General features: G+C 71.4%; 12 protein-coding genes. 5 read left to right on the forward strand and 7 right to left on the reverse strand.

The window, feature by feature from the left end:
- Nucleotides 1–131: 131 nt before the first annotated feature.
- Nucleotides 132–614, reverse strand: a complete 483-nt coding sequence (locus ACFY8W_RS34255; protein WP_391113991.1) for a nitroreductase family deazaflavin-dependent oxidoreductase — start codon at nucleotides 612–614, stop codon at nucleotides 132–134.
- A complete protein-coding gene (locus ACFY8W_RS34260; RefSeq protein WP_391113994.1) occupies nucleotides 615–1,832 on the reverse strand; it encodes an acyl-CoA dehydrogenase family protein in 1,218 nt (405 codons plus the stop codon).
- 113 nt (nucleotides 1,833–1,945) lie between these two features.
- Here ACFY8W_RS34260 and ACFY8W_RS34265 point away from each other — a divergent pair, with 113 nt between their 5' ends.
- The 4 genes from ACFY8W_RS34265 (at nucleotide 1,946) to ACFY8W_RS34280 (ending at nucleotide 8,724) form a co-directional block, all read left to right on the forward strand.
- Nucleotides 1,946–3,112, forward strand: coding sequence for an acetyl-CoA acetyltransferase (locus ACFY8W_RS34265; protein WP_391113997.1), 1,167 nt, complete (start codon nucleotides 1,946–1,948; stop codon nucleotides 3,110–3,112).
- Between the two features lie 121 nt (nucleotides 3,113–3,233).
- Complete coding sequence (locus tag ACFY8W_RS34270) at nucleotides 3,234–4,472, forward strand: FAD-dependent monooxygenase (protein ID WP_391114000.1); 1,239 nt, start codon at nucleotides 3,234–3,236, stop codon at nucleotides 4,470–4,472.
- A gap of 142 nt (nucleotides 4,473–4,614) precedes the next feature.
- On the forward strand, nucleotides 4,615–8,016 hold the full coding sequence (locus tag ACFY8W_RS34275; protein WP_391114003.1) for a hypothetical protein: 3,402 nt from the start codon (nucleotides 4,615–4,617) through the stop codon (nucleotides 8,014–8,016).
- Between the two features lie 39 nt (nucleotides 8,017–8,055).
- Complete coding sequence (locus ACFY8W_RS34280; protein ID WP_391114006.1) at nucleotides 8,056–8,724, forward strand: pyridoxal 5'-phosphate synthase; 669 nt, start codon at nucleotides 8,056–8,058, stop codon at nucleotides 8,722–8,724.
- Nucleotides 8,725–8,737: 13 nt separating this feature from the next.
- On the opposite strand, the gene ACFY8W_RS34285 is transcribed toward ACFY8W_RS34280, so the two are convergent.
- The 3 genes from ACFY8W_RS34285 to ACFY8W_RS34295 all read right to left on the reverse strand — a co-directional run bounded on the left by ACFY8W_RS34285 (nucleotide 8,738) and on the right by ACFY8W_RS34295 (nucleotide 12,777).
- Entirely contained in the window at nucleotides 8,738–10,597 is a 1,860-nt protein-coding gene (locus ACFY8W_RS34285) for an AMP-binding protein (protein WP_391114236.1), read from the reverse strand.
- Nucleotides 10,598–10,807: 210 nt separating this feature from the next.
- On the reverse strand, nucleotides 10,808–12,148 hold the full coding sequence (locus tag ACFY8W_RS34290) for a cation:dicarboxylate symporter family transporter (RefSeq protein ID WP_391114009.1): 1,341 nt from the start codon (nucleotides 12,146–12,148) through the stop codon (nucleotides 10,808–10,810).
- A gap of 362 nt (nucleotides 12,149–12,510) precedes the next feature.
- Entirely contained in the window at nucleotides 12,511–12,777 is a 267-nt protein-coding gene (locus tag ACFY8W_RS34295; RefSeq protein ID WP_391114012.1) for a DUF4229 domain-containing protein, read from the reverse strand.
- A gap of 108 nt (nucleotides 12,778–12,885) precedes the next feature.
- Between ACFY8W_RS34295 and ACFY8W_RS34300 the strand changes: the two genes are divergently transcribed.
- Nucleotides 12,886–13,419, forward strand: a complete 534-nt coding sequence (locus tag ACFY8W_RS34300; protein WP_391114014.1) for a GNAT family N-acetyltransferase — start codon at nucleotides 12,886–12,888, stop codon at nucleotides 13,417–13,419.
- 12 nt (nucleotides 13,420–13,431) lie between these two features.
- Here the strand turns inward: ACFY8W_RS34300 and mqnE are convergent, their stop codons facing one another.
- Entirely contained in the window at nucleotides 13,432–14,595 is a 1,164-nt protein-coding gene (gene mqnE / locus ACFY8W_RS34305) for an aminofutalosine synthase MqnE (protein ID WP_391114017.1), read from the reverse strand.
- Between the two features lie 49 nt (nucleotides 14,596–14,644).
- Nucleotides 14,645–15,100 carry an Lrp/AsnC family transcriptional regulator gene (locus ACFY8W_RS34310; protein ID WP_031013392.1) on the reverse strand — a complete coding sequence of 152 codons (456 nt, stop codon included), beginning with the start codon at nucleotides 15,098–15,100 and terminating at the stop codon, nucleotides 14,645–14,647.
- Nucleotides 15,101–15,223 lie beyond the last annotated feature (123 nt).

The following is a 15,223-nucleotide window of genomic DNA, read 5'->3' on the forward strand; positions in this document are numbered from 1 at the left end:
ACCCATCCGGCCTCGGCCCTTGCGACTTCCGCCCCTCCGACTTCCACCCTTCCGGCTTCGGCCCTTGCGCTTCCGCCCCTCCGGCTTCCACCTTTCCGGGTTCACCCTTCCGGCGTCGGTCCCTCCGGCCTTCACCCCTCCGACGCGACCCGCGTCAGGCGGAACAGCCGGATCTCCCGCTCGATCCGCGCCTGGTACGTGGCGTACGGCGGCCAGAAGGCGAGCGCCGCCCGCCACGCCTCGGCCCGCTCCTCGCCGGCCAGCAGCCGCGCCCGTACGGGGAAGCTCTCGCCGCGCCAGCTGATCTCCGCGTCCGGATGGGCGAGCAGGTTGCCGGTCCAGGCCGGGTGCCCGGGGCGGCCGAAGTTGGAGCCTATGAGGAGCCAGGTGCCCTCCGGTTCCGGCATGCAGGCGAGCGGCGTCACGCGCGGCCGCCCGGATCTGGCGCCCTTCGCGGTGAGCACCACGCCCGGCAGCATCCGGGCGCTGAGCAGCACCTTTCCGCCGGTGAGCCGGTGTACGGCGCGGTCCATGGCGGGGATGAAGTGGGGTGCGACCTTGGCGAAGGCGCGCGTGGCGGAGACCTTCTGGATCAGGCGCAGGCCGACGGGCATCTAGGCCACCTCCCCGGAGACCGGGCCGCCGAAGAGTCCGCCCAGCTCGGCGGCGCGGGCCCGCAGGCGCACGGCGGGGCCGAAGAGGAGTTCGTCCGCGGCGGCACGCTTGAAGTAGAGCTGGGCGTCGTGTTCCCAGGTGATGCCGATACCGCCGTGGAGCTGGACGGTCTCGGCCGCGGCGGCGCGCTGCGCGTCGAGGGCCTGGGCGAGCGCGAGCAGGGCCGGTTCGCCGTCCGGGTCGCCGGCGGCGCAGACCGTGAGCGAGCGGGCCGCCTCGATCTGGACGAGGAGGTCGGCGAGCCGGTGCCTGAGCGCCTGGAAGGAGCCGATGGGGCGGCCGAACTGTTCGCGGGTGGCGGCGTGTTCGACGGTCCGGTCGAGGGCTCCGCGGGCGGCACCGACGGCCTCGGCGGCGAGCGCGAGGGCCGCGGTGCGTCCGGTGGCGGCGAGTGCCCCGAGCGTGTCCGCCGGCTCCTCGCCGAGCAGTTCGGCCTCGACGTCGCGGAGCCGGACGGTGGCCTGGGAGCGGGTGAGGTCGAGGGTGGGTTCCCGGCGCCTGGCCAGTCCCCGCGCCCCGGCCCGTACGAGGAAGAGCAGGGTGCGGCTGCGCGGGAAGCCTCCGGTGTGCGCGGCGACCAGGAGGAGCCCGGCGCTGTGCCCGTCGAGGACGTGGCCGGCCTCGCCGTAGAGCGACCAGTGCTCGCCGTCGGGCCGGGTGGCCTGGATGCCGCCGGAGCGCCCGCCGCCGGACCAGGGTTCGGCGGCGTTGTCGGCGGTGAGTCCGAGGGCCGGCGGGAGCGAGCCGCCGGGAAGGGCGAGCGCGCAGGTCAGGGTGCCGTCGGCGATCCGCGGCAGGAGCTCGGCCCGCTGTCGCTCGGTGCCGAGTGCGGTGATCAGCGGGGCGGCGAGGACGCCGGTGGCGAGCAGCGGGGACGGGACGAGGACGCGGCCGGTCTCCTCGCAGACCACGGCGAGTTCCGCGGGTCCGCAGCCGGCTCCGCCGTACGCCTCGGGCAGCGCGAGTCCGGGCAGGCCGAGGGTGCCGGCCAGGGCGGCCCAGAGTCCGGTGTCGTATCCCTCGGGCGTGTCGACGGCGGCGCGGACGTCGGCCGGTCCGGCGCGTTTGGCGAGGAGTTCGCGCAGGGTGCGGCGGATCTCCCGCCGGATCTCCTGCTGTTCTTCGGTGACGGCGGCGGTACGCATGGGACTCGGCATGGGCCTCGGGTCTCCCCTCCGTATCTGACGGGGCGTCATGCTAGGACCGCCCGGAGCAGATGCACAGCCCGACGGGCCGCCGGATCCAGCAAATCTGATGTACCGTCAGATTTATGCCCACCACCACAACGGACCGCCGCCGTCGCGTCGCCGTCGTCGGCATAGCCCTCTCCGACTGCGGCCGGGTCGACGAGGCCACGCCCTACGCCCTGCACGCCCAGGCCGCCCGCCGCGCCCTCGCGGACAGCGGCCTGGACCGCTCCGTGATCGACGGCCTCGCCTCGGCGGGCCTCGGCACCCTCGCACCGGTGGAGGTCGCCGAGTACCTGGGGCTCCGCCCGCGCTGGGTGGACTCCACGTCGGTCGGCGGCGCCACCTGGGAGGTCATGGCGGCGCACGCCGCCGACGCCATCGCCGCCGGGCACGCGAACGCCGTCCTCCTCGTCTACGGTTCCACCGCCCGCGCCGACATCAGGGCCCGCCGGCGCACCGGCAACCTGTCCTTCGGGGCACGCGGGCCGCTGCAGTTCGAAGTGCCCTACGGACACAGCCTGATCGCCAAGTACGCGATGGCGGCGCGCCGGCACATGCACGAGTACGGCACGACCCTGGAGCAGCTCGCCGAGGTGGCGGTCCAGGCACGGGCGAACGCGGCGCTCAACCCGGAGGCGATGTTCCGCGAGCCGGTCACGGTCGACGAGGTGCTCGACGGCCCGATGATCGCGGACCCGTTCACCAAGCTGCACTGCTGCATCCGCAGCGACGGCGGCTGCGCGGTGCTGCTCGTGGCGGAGGAGTACGTGCCGGACACGGCGAAGGCGCCGGTGTGGGTGCTCGGCACCGGCGAGTACGTCTCGCACACCACGATGTCGGAGTGGGAGGACTTCACGGTCTCGCCGGCGGCGGTGAGCGGCCGGCTCGCCTTCGAACGGGCGGGGGTGCGCCCGGCCGACGTCGAACTGGCGGAGATCTACGACGCCTTCACCTACATGACCCTCGTGACCCTGGAGGACCTGGGCTTCTGCGCGAAGGGCGAGGGCGGGGCGTTCTTCGCGGAGAAGGACCGGCTGCCGGTGAACACGGACGGCGGCGGCCTGTCCGCCTGCCACCCGGGGATGCGGGGCCTGTTCCTGCTCGTGGAGGCGGTACGGCAGCTGCGCGGCGAGGCGCCGGGACTCCAGGTGCGACGGCCGGACGGCTCGCTGCCGGAGCTGGCGGTGGCCTCGGGGACCGGTGGCTGGTTCTGCTCGTCGGGAACGGTGGTGCTGGGCCGGGGGTGAGACCTCCGCGCACAGGACACCCAAGGATCTATACGTTCGTCATAGACAGGCGTGTAGGACGCTCGTATAGTCATGGATGCGGGGCCGGCGCGGCCCCGCACCACCGACGAGGAGTCCTGCCATGCGCGCGTCCCGCACCGTCCTGATCTCCGGCGCCTCCATCGCCGGCCCCGCCCTCGCCCTCTGGCTGCACCGCTACGGATTCGTCCCCACCGTCGTCGAGAAGGCGCCCGCGCTGCGCACCGGCGGCTACAAGGTGGACCTGCGCGGCGGCGCGATCGAGATCTGCGCGCGGATGGGCATCCTCGACGAGGTCCGCGCCCGCTCCACCGACATGGACGGCGGCTCGTACGTGGACTCCCAGGGCCGCACGGTCGGCGAGCTGCCGGCCGAGATCTTCGGCGGACGCGAGGAGCAGGACGACGAGATCATGCGCGGCGACCTCGCCCGCATCCTGTACGAGCGCACGCGCGACGACGTCGAGTACCTCTTCGGCGACTCCGTCGCCTCCCTGTCCGAGGACGAGGACGGCATGGACGTCGTCTTCGAGAGCGGCGCCCGCCGCCGCTTCGACCTGGTGGTCGGCGCGGACGGACTGCACTCGCACACCCGGCGCCTGGTCTTCGGCGACGAGCGGCGGTTCAAGCGCCACCTCGGCGCGTACGTCTCGATCTTCACGGGCCCCAACCGCCTGGGCCTGACCCGCCGGGAGACCCACCACGCCCGCCCGGGCAAGCTGGTCTCCGTCTACGCCACGGCCGGCGAGCACGCGGACCGCGCCAAGAACTGCTTCGTCTTCGCGTCGCCGGCCGAACTGCCCTACGACCACCGCGACATCGCCGCCCAGAAGCGACTCCTCTCCGAGGCCTTCGCGGGCGACGACTGGGAGATCCCACGGCTGGTCGCGGACGCGGCGGACGCCGACGACTTCTTCTTCGACTCGGTCGCCACCGTCCACATGGACCGCTGGTCCAAGGGCCGCGTCGTCCTGATCGGCGATGCCGCCCACTGCACCTCCCCCGCCTCCGGCCAGGGCACCGGCCTCGCCCTCACGGGCGCCTACGTCCTCGCCGGCGAACTGGCGGCGGCCGGCGGCGACCACGTGACGGCCTTCGCGACGTACGAGAAGGAAATGCGGCCGGGCGTGGAACTGAACCAGAGGTTCGCGGCGTCCTTCGCCAAGGAGATGACCGTCTCGTCCCGCTGGAAGATCGCGCTGCGGATGCTCATGGTGCGGACGCTGCCGAAGACGCCGTGGAAGAACCTGATCGCGCGGAAGATCCGCGAGGAGATCCGGAAGGCGGCGAACGCGGTGCCGCTGAAGGACTACGCGGACCACGCGGTCCGCGGATCCCATTGATCCCGAAACTCTTTGAACGAGTTCAAAACCCCTGTTACGATCGCGGATCCGGGCGGCGGAATGTCCGGAGGGGGCGGACCCCACACGGCCGCTGCGACACCCGACACCGCCCGTTCTCGACCTTTGGGAGGGGACACAACCCATGTCACGCCACACGCGCGCGCACATACGCGGCGCGGTCGCCACGACCACCGCGCTCGGCATCGCGATCGGCCTGTGCGCCGCCGTCACCAGCCCGGCGCTCGCCGCCGGATCCACGCAGAACGCCGCCACCGACGAGGTGGTCATCCCGAACCCGGGCCGCTTCCAGCCCCGCGGCGAGGACCTGGGCCAGGTCGGCGCCACCGGCTACGCCCACCAGCAGGAGGGGTCGTCCGGCTGGGTCTGGACGGACTTCGCGACCGGCGTCAGCAAGACGATCACGGAGGAGCAGGCCACGAAGGGCCACTCCGGCCTCTTCGCCGCGATCGAGCAGGACCCCGCCGTCTCGGTCGACCACGTCAAGGTCAGGGACGTCGCCACCGGCGAGCAGCACCTCGACGTGGTGCTGCCGCAGGGCCGGTACTGGACCGGCGCGTACGACGCCGACACGGTCGTGACGGCCTCGCGCGGCGAGTTCGGCTACAACGCCGTCCAGTTGCTCAGCATCGTGGACGGCAAGCAGACCGAGGTCGCCTCGTTCGAGCTCGGCGAGTCCTTCCAGGGCCGCATCGACGTGCTGGACCAGGACTCCCGCGGCGCACTGCTCACCTTCCACCGGGAAGGCGACCAGTTCCCCAAGACCTTCCTCGTCGACTACGCGGCGGGCACGCTCAAGAGCGCGTCCGGCAGCAGCGAGGGCCGCACCGTCCAGCTCGGCACCGAGCAGATCCTCACGGTCGACCACACCGGATCCACGAACTCCGTCTGGTTCACCCCCCGCACCGCGCCCACGGCCACACCCGTCGAGACGCCCGTCGAGCCGCCCCAGAGCAACGTCACCGGATTCGCCGCGACGGACCTCATCGGCGAGTGGGCGCTGCTCGTCCGGCCCCTCACGGACGGCGAGAAGAACAGCACCACCGGCGCCAGGCTCCAGGCCGTCCGCCGGGACACCGGCGAGGTCAAGGACCTCCTGCCGCACGCCGCCCCGGAGCTCTCCCCGGCCCCCGACGGCAGCATCCTCGCCGTCGGCGGCACCCGCGCCACCGACTGGGCCGTGCACCGCGTCACCCTCGGCGAGGACGGCAAGCCGACGCTCACCACGGTCAGGAAGATCCCGGCGGCCACCGGCCGCATCGACGGCCTCGCCCTGGGCGGCGGCCGGCTGAACTTCCTGAGCGACGACGTGTACGGCGTCGACGCGCTGGGCCTGCACGACGTCGACACCGACCTGACGACCGACCCGGCGACCGCCGGCGCGACCTCGCTGCGCGCCCGGATCCTCGCGCCGACCGCCCCCGGCGTGGTCTCGCTCGGCGACGGCGACGCGGCCCACACCCGCGGCAAGCGGATCTACGCCCGGATCGACAACAACAACTCCCGCACGGCGGACCTGCCCGTCGCCGACGCCACGGCGATCGACGCCGCGGGCAGCTACGTGCTGGCCCAGCAGGGCACGACCAAGTACGTCGCCGACCTGGACAACGACGGCACCACCGCGTCGGACGTGAAGCTCACGATCCCGGACTCGACCGCCGCCGCCCTGTGGGACGCCAAGGTCTGGAAGGCCGCCGCCACCCCGGGCCAGATCGACTCGTACAACCTGAGGACGGGCAGCGCCTCCGCCCCGATCGACATCAAGTCCGGCTGCAAGCCCACCGAGCTCCAGGCCGTCAACCGCTGGATCTACTGGGCCTGCGGCACCGACAAGGCCGGGGTCTACGACCTCGGCAACATGATGGGCTTCCCGGTCGCGACCGGTGACGCCCTGCTCGGCGACGGCTTCGTCGTCCATCACGTGGCGGACGAGCTCCAGGCGACGGAGGTGCTCACCGGCCGGACCTTCAAGGTCGCCGACCTCGCGGAGGGCACGGGCTCGGGCCGCCGGTCGACCTGGACGGTGGACAAGTTCGGCGGCGGCGTCGCCTTCGTCGACGGCCAGAAGAACATCCGCGTCAAGAAGGTCGGCGTGGTCACGGAGCCGCTGACGGCGCTCCAGCACACCGTCAAGCCGCTGGTGTTCACCGGGGGCGTCGTCGAGCCGAAGCCCGCCACCTGGTCCCCGGTCTTCCGCTTCTCCAAGCCGGTCGGCTCGTGGGAGCTGACCGTTCGCCGGGGCAACGGCGAGGCCGTCCGCACCATCACCGGGACCGGTGGCACCGGCGCCGCCGTGCGTCCGTCCTGGGACGGCAAGGACGACAAGGGCCGTGGTCTGGAGTCCGCCCAGTACCGCTGGGAGCTGATCGCCCGACCGCTCGACGGCCGCGGCACCGCGCAGGGGCTCTCCGGCATCTTCATGGTCACCGGCAGCAGCTACACCACGCTGCCCGGCACCTACACGCCCGTCGCCCCCGCCCGGCTGCTGGACACCCGTTCCGGGCTCGGCGCCGCGAAGGCGAAGGTCGGCCCGCTCGGCACCGTCGCGCTGAAGGTGGCCGGCCGGGGCGGGGTGCCCGCCGAGGGCGTCGGCTCGGTGGTCCTCAACGTGACCGCGACCAACGCGACGTCGGACAGCTTCGTCTCCGTCTGGCCGTACCAGATCCCGAGCTTCGCCTCCAGCCTCAACTTCAAGGCCGGGCAGACCGCCGCCAACCTCGTGACCGTCCCGGTCAAGGACGGCTACATCGAGCTGTTCAACCGGAACGGCTCGGTCGACCTGCTCGCGGACGTCGCCGGCTACTACGCCGAGGACACCGTCACGGGCTCCTCGTACGAGGCGGTCACGCCGTCCCGTCTGATGGACACCCGCACCGGGACCGGCGTGCCGAAGGCGAAGCTGGGTGCCGGGCAGACGGTGACGCTGTCGATCCCCGACCCGAACGTGACCGCCGTGGCCATGAACGTGACCGCGACGAACGCGACCGCGACGAGCTTCGTCGCCGCCTACCCGTACGGCGCCACCCGCCCCGACGTGTCGAACCTCAACTTCACCGCCGGGCAGACCGTGCCGAACCTGGTGATCGTCCCGGTCAAGGACGGCAAGGTCACCTTCTACAACCGGGCCGGCTCCGTGGACCTCATCGGTGACGTCGCCGGCTACTTCAAGCAGGGCACCGGCTCCGTCTTCACCGGCATGCAGCCCATGCGGCTGATGGACACCCGCAACGGCACCGGCGTGCCGAAGGCCAAGGTCGGCGCGGGGCAGACGGTGAGCCTGACCGTGGGTACGAAGTACAAGGCCGTCGTCCTCAACGTGACCGCGACGAACCCGACCGAGGCGAGCTTCGTCTCCGTCTACCCGTACGGCACCACCCGCACCTCGGCGTCGAACCTGAACTTCACCGCCGGGCAGACCGTGCCCAACGGGGTGATCGTCCCGGTCAAGGACGGAAAGATCACCTTCTACAACAAGAACGGCTCGGTCGACCTGATCGCCGACGTGACGGGCTACTACACCGACTGATCCGCTCACGCGGAACCGCAGGGCCTCATGATGGACGCCATGGACGACGAACGGCGTTTTCAGGAGGCCCTGCGGTCTCTTCGTGTCTGGGACACCGAACTGCCCGGCTTCGACCCGGCGGACGTGCCGGAGGAGCCGGTCGCGCTCTTCCACGCCTGGTTCGCGGCGGCGGCGGAGGCGAAGGCGGTCGAACCCCACACCATGTCCCTGGCCACCGTGGACCAGGACGGCCGCCCGGACGTGCGCACGGTCATGCTGCACGGCGCGGACGCCCGCGGCTGGCACTTCGCCTCGCACGCGGGCAGCGCCAAGGGACGGCAGCTGGCCGCCCGGCCCGAGGCGGCGCTCGGCTTCTACTGGCCCGTGCAGGGCCGTCAGGTACGGGTGCGGGGCCGGGTGGTCACCGGGACGCCCGAGGAGGCGTACGAGGACCTGCACGCCCGAACCGCCGGCGCGCTGGCCTCCGCGCTCGTGGGGCACCAGAGCGAGCCGCTCGGCTCGCTCGACGAGCTGGCCGGCGCGAGCGCGGCGGCCTGGGAGCGGGCGCAGCGGGAACCGGACGCGCACGCGCCGAGCTGGACGCTGTACGTGGTGGAGCCCGAGGATGTGGAGTTCTTCCAGGGCGACGAACGGCGCCGGCACGTACGGCTCCGGTACCGGCGTACGGAGACGGACGACGGCTGGACCCGCGAGCTGCTCTGGCCGTGAGGCCCGTCCGCTGCTAGCCGTACATCTCGTCGACGTCCCGGGCGAAGTCCCGCAGCACGGCCCGTCGCTTGAGCTTCAGGGAGGGCGTGAGGTGGCCGCTCGCCTCCGTCCACTCCGTGGTCAGGACGCGGAAGGCGCGGATCGACTCGGCCCGTGACACCAGGCGGTTGGCGTCGTCGACGGCCCGCTGGACGACGGCGAGGAGCTCGTCGTCCTTGGCGAGCTCCCACAGCGCGAGGTGGTCCTTGTGGCGCATCCGCCGCCAGTGCAGCAGGCCCTCGTGGTCCAGGGTGACGAGCGCCGTGACGTACGGGCGGCCGTCGCCGACGACCATGCACTGGGCGACCAGCGGGTGTGCGCGCAGCCACTCCTCCAGCGGGGCCGGGGCGACGTTCTTGCCGGCGGAGGTGACGATCATGTCCTTCTTGCGGCCGGTGATCCGCAGGTGGCCCTCGTCGTCGAGGGCGCCGAGGTCGCCGGTGGGGAACCAGCCCTCGTCGGTGTACGGGAGGGCGACGCCGCGCTGGGCGTCCCAGTAGCCGGCGAAGACGTGGCCGCCCTTGAGCCAGATCTCGCCGTCGTGGGCGATCCTGACGGCCGTCCCGGGCAGCGGGCGGCCGACGGTCCCGGGGCGCGGGCCGTGCAGCGGGGTGACGGTGGCGGCGGCCGTCGTCTCCGTCAGGCCGTAGCCCTCGTACACGTCGATGCCCGCGCCGGCGAAGAACTCGGCGAGCCGGGCGCCGAGCGGTGAGCCGCCGCTGATGACGTGCCGGACGCGGCCGCCGAGGGCGGCGCGGATCCGCTTGTAGACGAGCGGTTCGTAGAGGGCGTGGGCGGCGCGCAGGCCGAGGGAGGGCCGGGTGCCGACGGTGGCCGACTGCTGCCCGTAGCGTTCGGCGACCCGTGCGGCCCGGTCGAACGAGGCGGCGCGGCCCAGGCGTTCGGCGGTGGCGCGGGCGGTGTGGAAGACCTTCTCCAGGACGTAGGGGATGGCGAGCAGGAAGGTCGGCCGGAAGGAGGCCAGGTCGGCGAGGAGTTCGTCGCCCTCGACGGACGGCGCGTGGCCGACCCGGACCCGGGCGCGGACGCAGCCGATGGCGACCATGCGTCCGAAGACGTGGGAGAGCGGCAGGAAGAGGAGCGTGGAGGCGGGTTCCTTGCTGACCGAGCGGAAGACGGGGTGCAGGAGGGCGACGGCGTTGTCGACCTCGGCGAGGAAGTTGGCGTGGGTGAGGGCGCATCCCTTGGGCCGACCGGTGGTGCCGGAGGTGTAGATGAGGGTCGCGAGGGTCTGCGGGGTGAGCAGTCCGCGGCGGGCGGTGACGGCCTCGTCGGTGACCCGCGCGCCGGACCGGCGCAGTTGCTCGACGGCGCCGGTGTCGAGCACCCACAGGTGCCCGAGGGAGGGCAGTTGGCGGCGCTCGTTGGAGACCAGCCTGGCCTGGGCGACGTCCTCGACGACGCAGGCGGCGGCGCCGGAGTCCTGGAGGATCCAGCGGATCTGGTAGGCGGAGGCGGTCGGGTAGAGCGGCACGGTGATCAGCCCGGCGGCCCAGGCGGCGAAGTCGAGCAGGGTCCACTCGTACCGGGTGCGGGCCATGAGGGCGAGCCGGTCCCCGGGCCGCAGGCCCTGGGCGATGAGCCCCTTGGCGACGGAGTGCACCTCGGCGGCGAACGCGGCGGCGGTGACGTCGTCCCAGCCGCCGTCCGGCCGCTTGCGCGAGAAGAGCACCGCGCCCGGTTCGTCGCGCGCGTTCTCGTACGGCAGGTCGGCGAGGGACCCGCGCCGCGCGGGCGGCACGAGGGCGGGGACGGACACCTCGCGGACGGTCCCGTCGACGCGGACCATGGCGGGGCGGCCCGACTCGGGCATGGACTCGGGGACGGGCACGTGCGGCTCCTCGGGCGTCGAGAACCGGTCAGTAACCTACTTCCGAGTAAATCTAGGGCGCCGCACGCCGTTTGGACAGATCTCCGTCGCCCGCCGCGCGCGGCAAGCGCCCCGTCACCGCTCCACCCCGCAAACGGCGGCGCCCCGGACCGGCGGGTCCGGGGCGCGGTCGCGTCAGCGATCCGTACGGGCTCAGGCGGCGGCCGGGACCGTCACCTTCTGCTCGGCGTCGCGGGCGTCCACCAGGTCGTCGACCGGGGAGGCCGAGGCGGACTCGTAGGCGGCGACGTCCAGGATCTTCTCGCGGGCGGAGACGATGACCGGGACCAGGGCCTGGCCGGCCACGTTGGTGGCGGTGCGCATCATGTCGAGGATCGGGTCGATCGCCATGAGCAGGCCGACGCCCTCCAGCGGGAGGCCCAGGGTCGACAGGGTCAGCGTCAGCATGACCGTCGCGCCGGTGAGGCCGGCGGTGGCCGCCGAACCGATGACCGAGACGAAGGCGATGAGCAGGTACTCCTTGACGCCCAACTGCACGTCGAAGATCTGCGCGATGAAGATCGCGGCGAGCGCCGGGTAGATCGCGGCGCAGCCGTCCATCTTCGTGGTGGCGCCGAACGGCACGGAGAAGGAGGCGTACTCCTTCGGGACGCCGAGGCGCTCGGTGACGCGCTGGGTGACCGGCATGGTGCCGACCGAGGAGCGGGAGACGAAGGCCAGCTGGATGGCGGGCCAGGCACCCTTGAAGAACTGCAGCGGGTTGAGCTTGGCGACGGTCGCGAGCAGCAGCGGGTAGACGCCGAAGAGGACCAGCGCGCAGCCGATGTAGACGTCGGCGGTGAAGGTGGCGTACTTGCCGATCAGGTCCCAGCCGTAGTTCACGATGGCGCGGCCGATGAGGCCGGCGGTGCCGATCGGGGCGAGCCGGATGACCCACCACAGGGCCTTCTGCAGCAGCTCGAGGACGGACTCGGAGAGGGAGAGGATCGGCTGGGCCTTCTCGCCGAGCTTGAGCGCGGCGATGCCGGCGACGGCGGCCATGAAGACGATCTGGAGGACGTTCAGCTCGGTGAAGGGCGTGATGACGTCCGTCGGGACGATGCCCGTCAGGAAGTCGATCCAGCTGCCCTTGTGCTCGGGGAGCTTGCCGTCCTTCGGCGTGAGGCCGGTGCCGGAGCCGGGGTTGGTGATCAGGCCGATCGCGAGGCCGATGGCGACCGCGATCAGCGAGGTGATCATGAACCAGACGAGGGTCTGCGCGGCCAGGCGGGCCGCGTTGTTGACCTTGCGCAGGTTGGTGATGGAGACCAGGATCGCGAAGAAGACGAGCGGGGCGACGGCCAGCTTGAGCAGCTGGACGAAGATGCCGCCGACCTGGCTCAGGGCCTCCTGCAGCCAGCCGACGTCCTGGCTGCGGGCGATCCAGCCGAGCAGGACGCCGAGGACGAGACCGGCCACGATCTGGGCCCAGAACGGGATCTTGGGTATGCGGGACTTCGCCACGGGCGCGGACGAGGACGCGGACACGGACACACTCCACTGGTGCGTATCGGGAAATACGGGGACGGGGGTGCGGTACACACGCTCAACGCGCGGACCGCTGCATGATGCCGGGTCAGAGCTCGCGGCAACAGACCGCGGACATACAGCGGCACAGATCGACGTGCAGGCGCGCCACGAGCGGGGTGCTCGCGGCGTCGGAGAAGTGCACTGCGGTCGTCATGGCCGACACGTTAACACTTGAACTTTGAGAACCTCAAAGCCCTTCTTTGGGGTGATGGAACGCCCCGAACCCCTTCGAAACGCAGAACACCCCAGATGAGAGCCTTCGAAGCTCCACCTGGGGTGTCCCGGTGTGTCCTGGTGTGAGGTACCTTACGCAGCCTTTATGGCACTCAGGCGGCGTCCTCGGCCGAGCGGTTCGCCTCCAGGCGGCCCTTGGCGCGGTCGACCTTGTCCACGATCTGCGCGCTCATCTCGTCGCGCTGCCTGCGCAGCAGCACGTAGCTCAGCGGCGCGGAGACGACGACGGAGAGCAGGAGGACCCACAGCAGGTTGGAGTCACCGAGGCCGCGCGGCAGCACGCCGACGTAGACCAGGCCCCAGAGCGCGAGGAAGCTGCCGGCGAAGATGCCGAGGCGCATCAGGCTGTAGCGAAGCATGTGAGTCCCTCCCATACAGGACAAGCGTCCCTCCAGTGAAGCACGGCCCCCGGCGGGCCCCGCCGCCGACCCTTGAACCAAGGGTGAAGTAATAGATACTCTCGCCCTATGACCCTTACCTTCGAACTGGACCCCGCCGTCGACCGGTCCCTCCGCGACGGCGTGCTCGCGCTCTGGGCGGACGTCTCCAACGCCGGCGGCGCCGTCGGCTTCGTCCCGCCCGTGACGCCGGAGGAGATCCGGCCCGCACTGCTGCGGCACCTGGTCGGGATGGCCGAGGGCACCACGCGGCTGCTCGTCGGCCGCGACGAGCACGGCGGGATCGCCGCGACCGCCTTCTTCACGCACAACAGCCACCCCCTGATGACGCACTGGGTGTGGCTGTACACGGTGATGGTGCACCCCCGGCACCAGGGCAAGGGGTACGGACTGGATCTGATGGCCGCGGCCGAGGAGGCCGCCCGTACCGGAGAGGGCTTCGAGCACGTCGAGGCCATCCGGCTGACCTGCCGCGGCGGCACCGGCGTCGACGCCTTCTACGCGCGGGCCGGCTACAAGGAGGTCGGACGCGTCCCGGCCGCCATCCGGGTGGCCCCGGGCGACGACCGCGACGACATCATCATGCTGCTGCCGCTGGACTGACCGTCCGCGGACTCAGACCCGCATCGGCTGAGGCGACTCGCGGAGCCCGGCGTCCGGACCCGGGTACTCGCGGATCACCTCGTAGCGGGTGTTGCGCTCGACCGGACGGAAGCCGGCGTCCCGGATGAGCTCCAGGAGGTCCTCCCGGGTCAGCTTGTTCGGGGTGCCGTAGTTGTCGGCGTCGTGCGTGATCTTGTACTCGACGACCGAGCCGTCCATGTCGTCCGCGCCGTGCTGGAGCGCCAGCTGCGCGGTCTGGACGCCGTGCATCACCCAGAACACCTTGACGTGCGGGATGTTGTCGAAGAGCAGCCGGGAGACGGCGAAGGTCTTCAGCGCCTCGGCGCCGGTGGCCATCGTGGTGCGGGCCTGGAGCTTGTTGCGGACCTTGCCGTCCTGCATGTCGACGAAGTCGTGCTGGTAGCGCAGCGGGATGAAGACCTGGAAGCCGCCGGTCTCGTCCTGGAGCTCGCGCAGCCGGAGCACGTGGTCCACGCGGTGGCGCGGCTCCTCGATGTGCCCGTAGAGCATCGTGCACGGGGTCTTCAGACCCTTCTCGTGCGCGAGGCGGTGGATCCGGGACCAGTCCTCCCAGTGGGTGCGGTGGTCCACGATGTGCTGCCGGACCTCCCAGTCGAAGATCTCGGCGCCGCCGCCGGTCAGCGACTCCAGACCGGCCTCGATCAGCTCGTCGAGGATCTCGGAGGCCGACAGGCCCGAGATGGTCTCGAAGTGGTGGATCTCGGTGGCGGTGAAGGCCTTGAGCGAGACGTTCGGCAGCGCCTTCTTCAGCTCGGAGAGCGAGCGCGGGTAGTAGCGCCAGGGCAGGTTGGGGTGGAGCCCGTTGACGATGTGGAGCTCGGTGAGGTTCTCGTTCTCCATCGCCTTCGCGAGGCGCACGGCCTCCTCGATGCGCATGGTGTACGCGTCCTTCTCGCCCGGCTTGCGCTGGAAGGAGCAGTAGGCGCAGGAGGCGGTGCAGACGTTCGTCATGTTGAGGTGACGGTTGACGTTGAAGTGGACGACGTCGCCGTTCTTCCGCGTCCGCACCTCGTGGGCGAGGCCGCCGAGCCAGGCCAGGTCGTCGGACTCGTACAGCGCGATGCCGTCCTCACGGCTCAGCCGCTCTCCGGCGAGAACCTTCTGTTCCAGCTCCCGCTTGAGCCCAGCGTCCATCTCCGGCCGCCTCCCATGTCTCCGTGAATCAGGCTCCCCCACCGTACTCTCAGCCCTCTTCCGGCAGATCCCCGACCCGGTTCTCCCACTTGGTGGACAGCACGATCGTGGTGCGGGTGCGGGACACGCCCTTGGTGCCGGAGAGCCGGCGGATGGTCTTCTCCAGGCCGTCGACGTCGTTGGCGCGGACCTTGAGCATGAAGGAGTCGTCGCCGGCGATGAACCAGCAGTCCTCGATCTCGGCCAGGTCCTTCAGCCGGCGGGCCACGTCCTCGTGGTCGGCGGCGTCGGAGAGGGAGATGCCGATGAGCGCGGTGACGCCGAGGCCGAGCGAGGCGGCGTCGACGGTGGCGCGGTAACCGGTGATGACCCCGGCCGCCTCCAGGCGGTTGATGCGGTCGGTGACGGAGGGGCCGGAGAGCCCGACGAGCCGTCCGAGCTCGGCGTACGAGGCCCGGCCGTTCTCGCGCAGGGCCTGGATGAGCTGCCTGTCCACGGCGTCCATAGGTACGAAGCCTTCCATTGTCCAGCGATACCGCGAGTTTGGGTATAGAATCAAAGGTACACAGGGTCCGACGCCCTGTGAATCGTTCATTCAGATCAAAGACGATCTTCAGGAGTGGTGTTC

Origin of the sequence: Streptomyces sp. NPDC012637, assembly GCF_042954805.1 — a bacterium.
Taxonomy (GTDB): domain Bacteria; phylum Actinomycetota; class Actinomycetes; order Streptomycetales; family Streptomycetaceae; genus Streptomyces.

What these genes read in the sequence shown, in the direction of transcription:
- ACFY8W_RS34255 (WP_391113991.1), bottom strand. Translation starts at nt 614, where the DNA reads ATGCCCGTCGGCCTGCGCCTGATCCAGAAGGTCTCCGCCACGCGCGCC.
- ACFY8W_RS34260 (WP_391113994.1), bottom strand. Translation starts at nt 1,832, where the DNA reads ATGCCGAGTCCCATGCGTACCGCCGCCGTCACCGAAGAACAGCAGGAG.
- ACFY8W_RS34265 (WP_391113997.1), top strand. Translation starts at nt 1,946, where the DNA reads ATGCCCACCACCACAACGGACCGCCGCCGTCGCGTCGCCGTCGTCGGC.
- ACFY8W_RS34270 (WP_391114000.1), top strand. Translation starts at nt 3,234, where the DNA reads ATGCGCGCGTCCCGCACCGTCCTGATCTCCGGCGCCTCCATCGCCGGC.
- ACFY8W_RS34275 (WP_391114003.1), top strand. Translation starts at nt 4,615, where the DNA reads ATGTCACGCCACACGCGCGCGCACATACGCGGCGCGGTCGCCACGACC.
- ACFY8W_RS34280 (WP_391114006.1), top strand. Translation starts at nt 8,056, where the DNA reads ATGGACGACGAACGGCGTTTTCAGGAGGCCCTGCGGTCTCTTCGTGTC.
- ACFY8W_RS34285 (WP_391114236.1), bottom strand. Translation starts at nt 10,597, where the DNA reads ATGCCCGAGTCGGGCCGCCCCGCCATGGTCCGCGTCGACGGGACCGTC.
- ACFY8W_RS34295 (WP_391114012.1), bottom strand. Translation starts at nt 12,777, where the DNA reads ATGCTTCGCTACAGCCTGATGCGCCTCGGCATCTTCGCCGGCAGCTTC.
- ACFY8W_RS34300 (WP_391114014.1), top strand. Translation starts at nt 12,886, where the DNA reads ATGACCCTTACCTTCGAACTGGACCCCGCCGTCGACCGGTCCCTCCGC.
- mqnE (WP_391114017.1), bottom strand. Translation starts at nt 14,595, where the DNA reads ATGGACGCTGGGCTCAAGCGGGAGCTGGAACAGAAGGTTCTCGCCGGA.
- ACFY8W_RS34310 (WP_031013392.1), bottom strand. Translation starts at nt 15,100, where the DNA reads ATGGACGCCGTGGACAGGCAGCTCATCCAGGCCCTGCGCGAGAACGGC.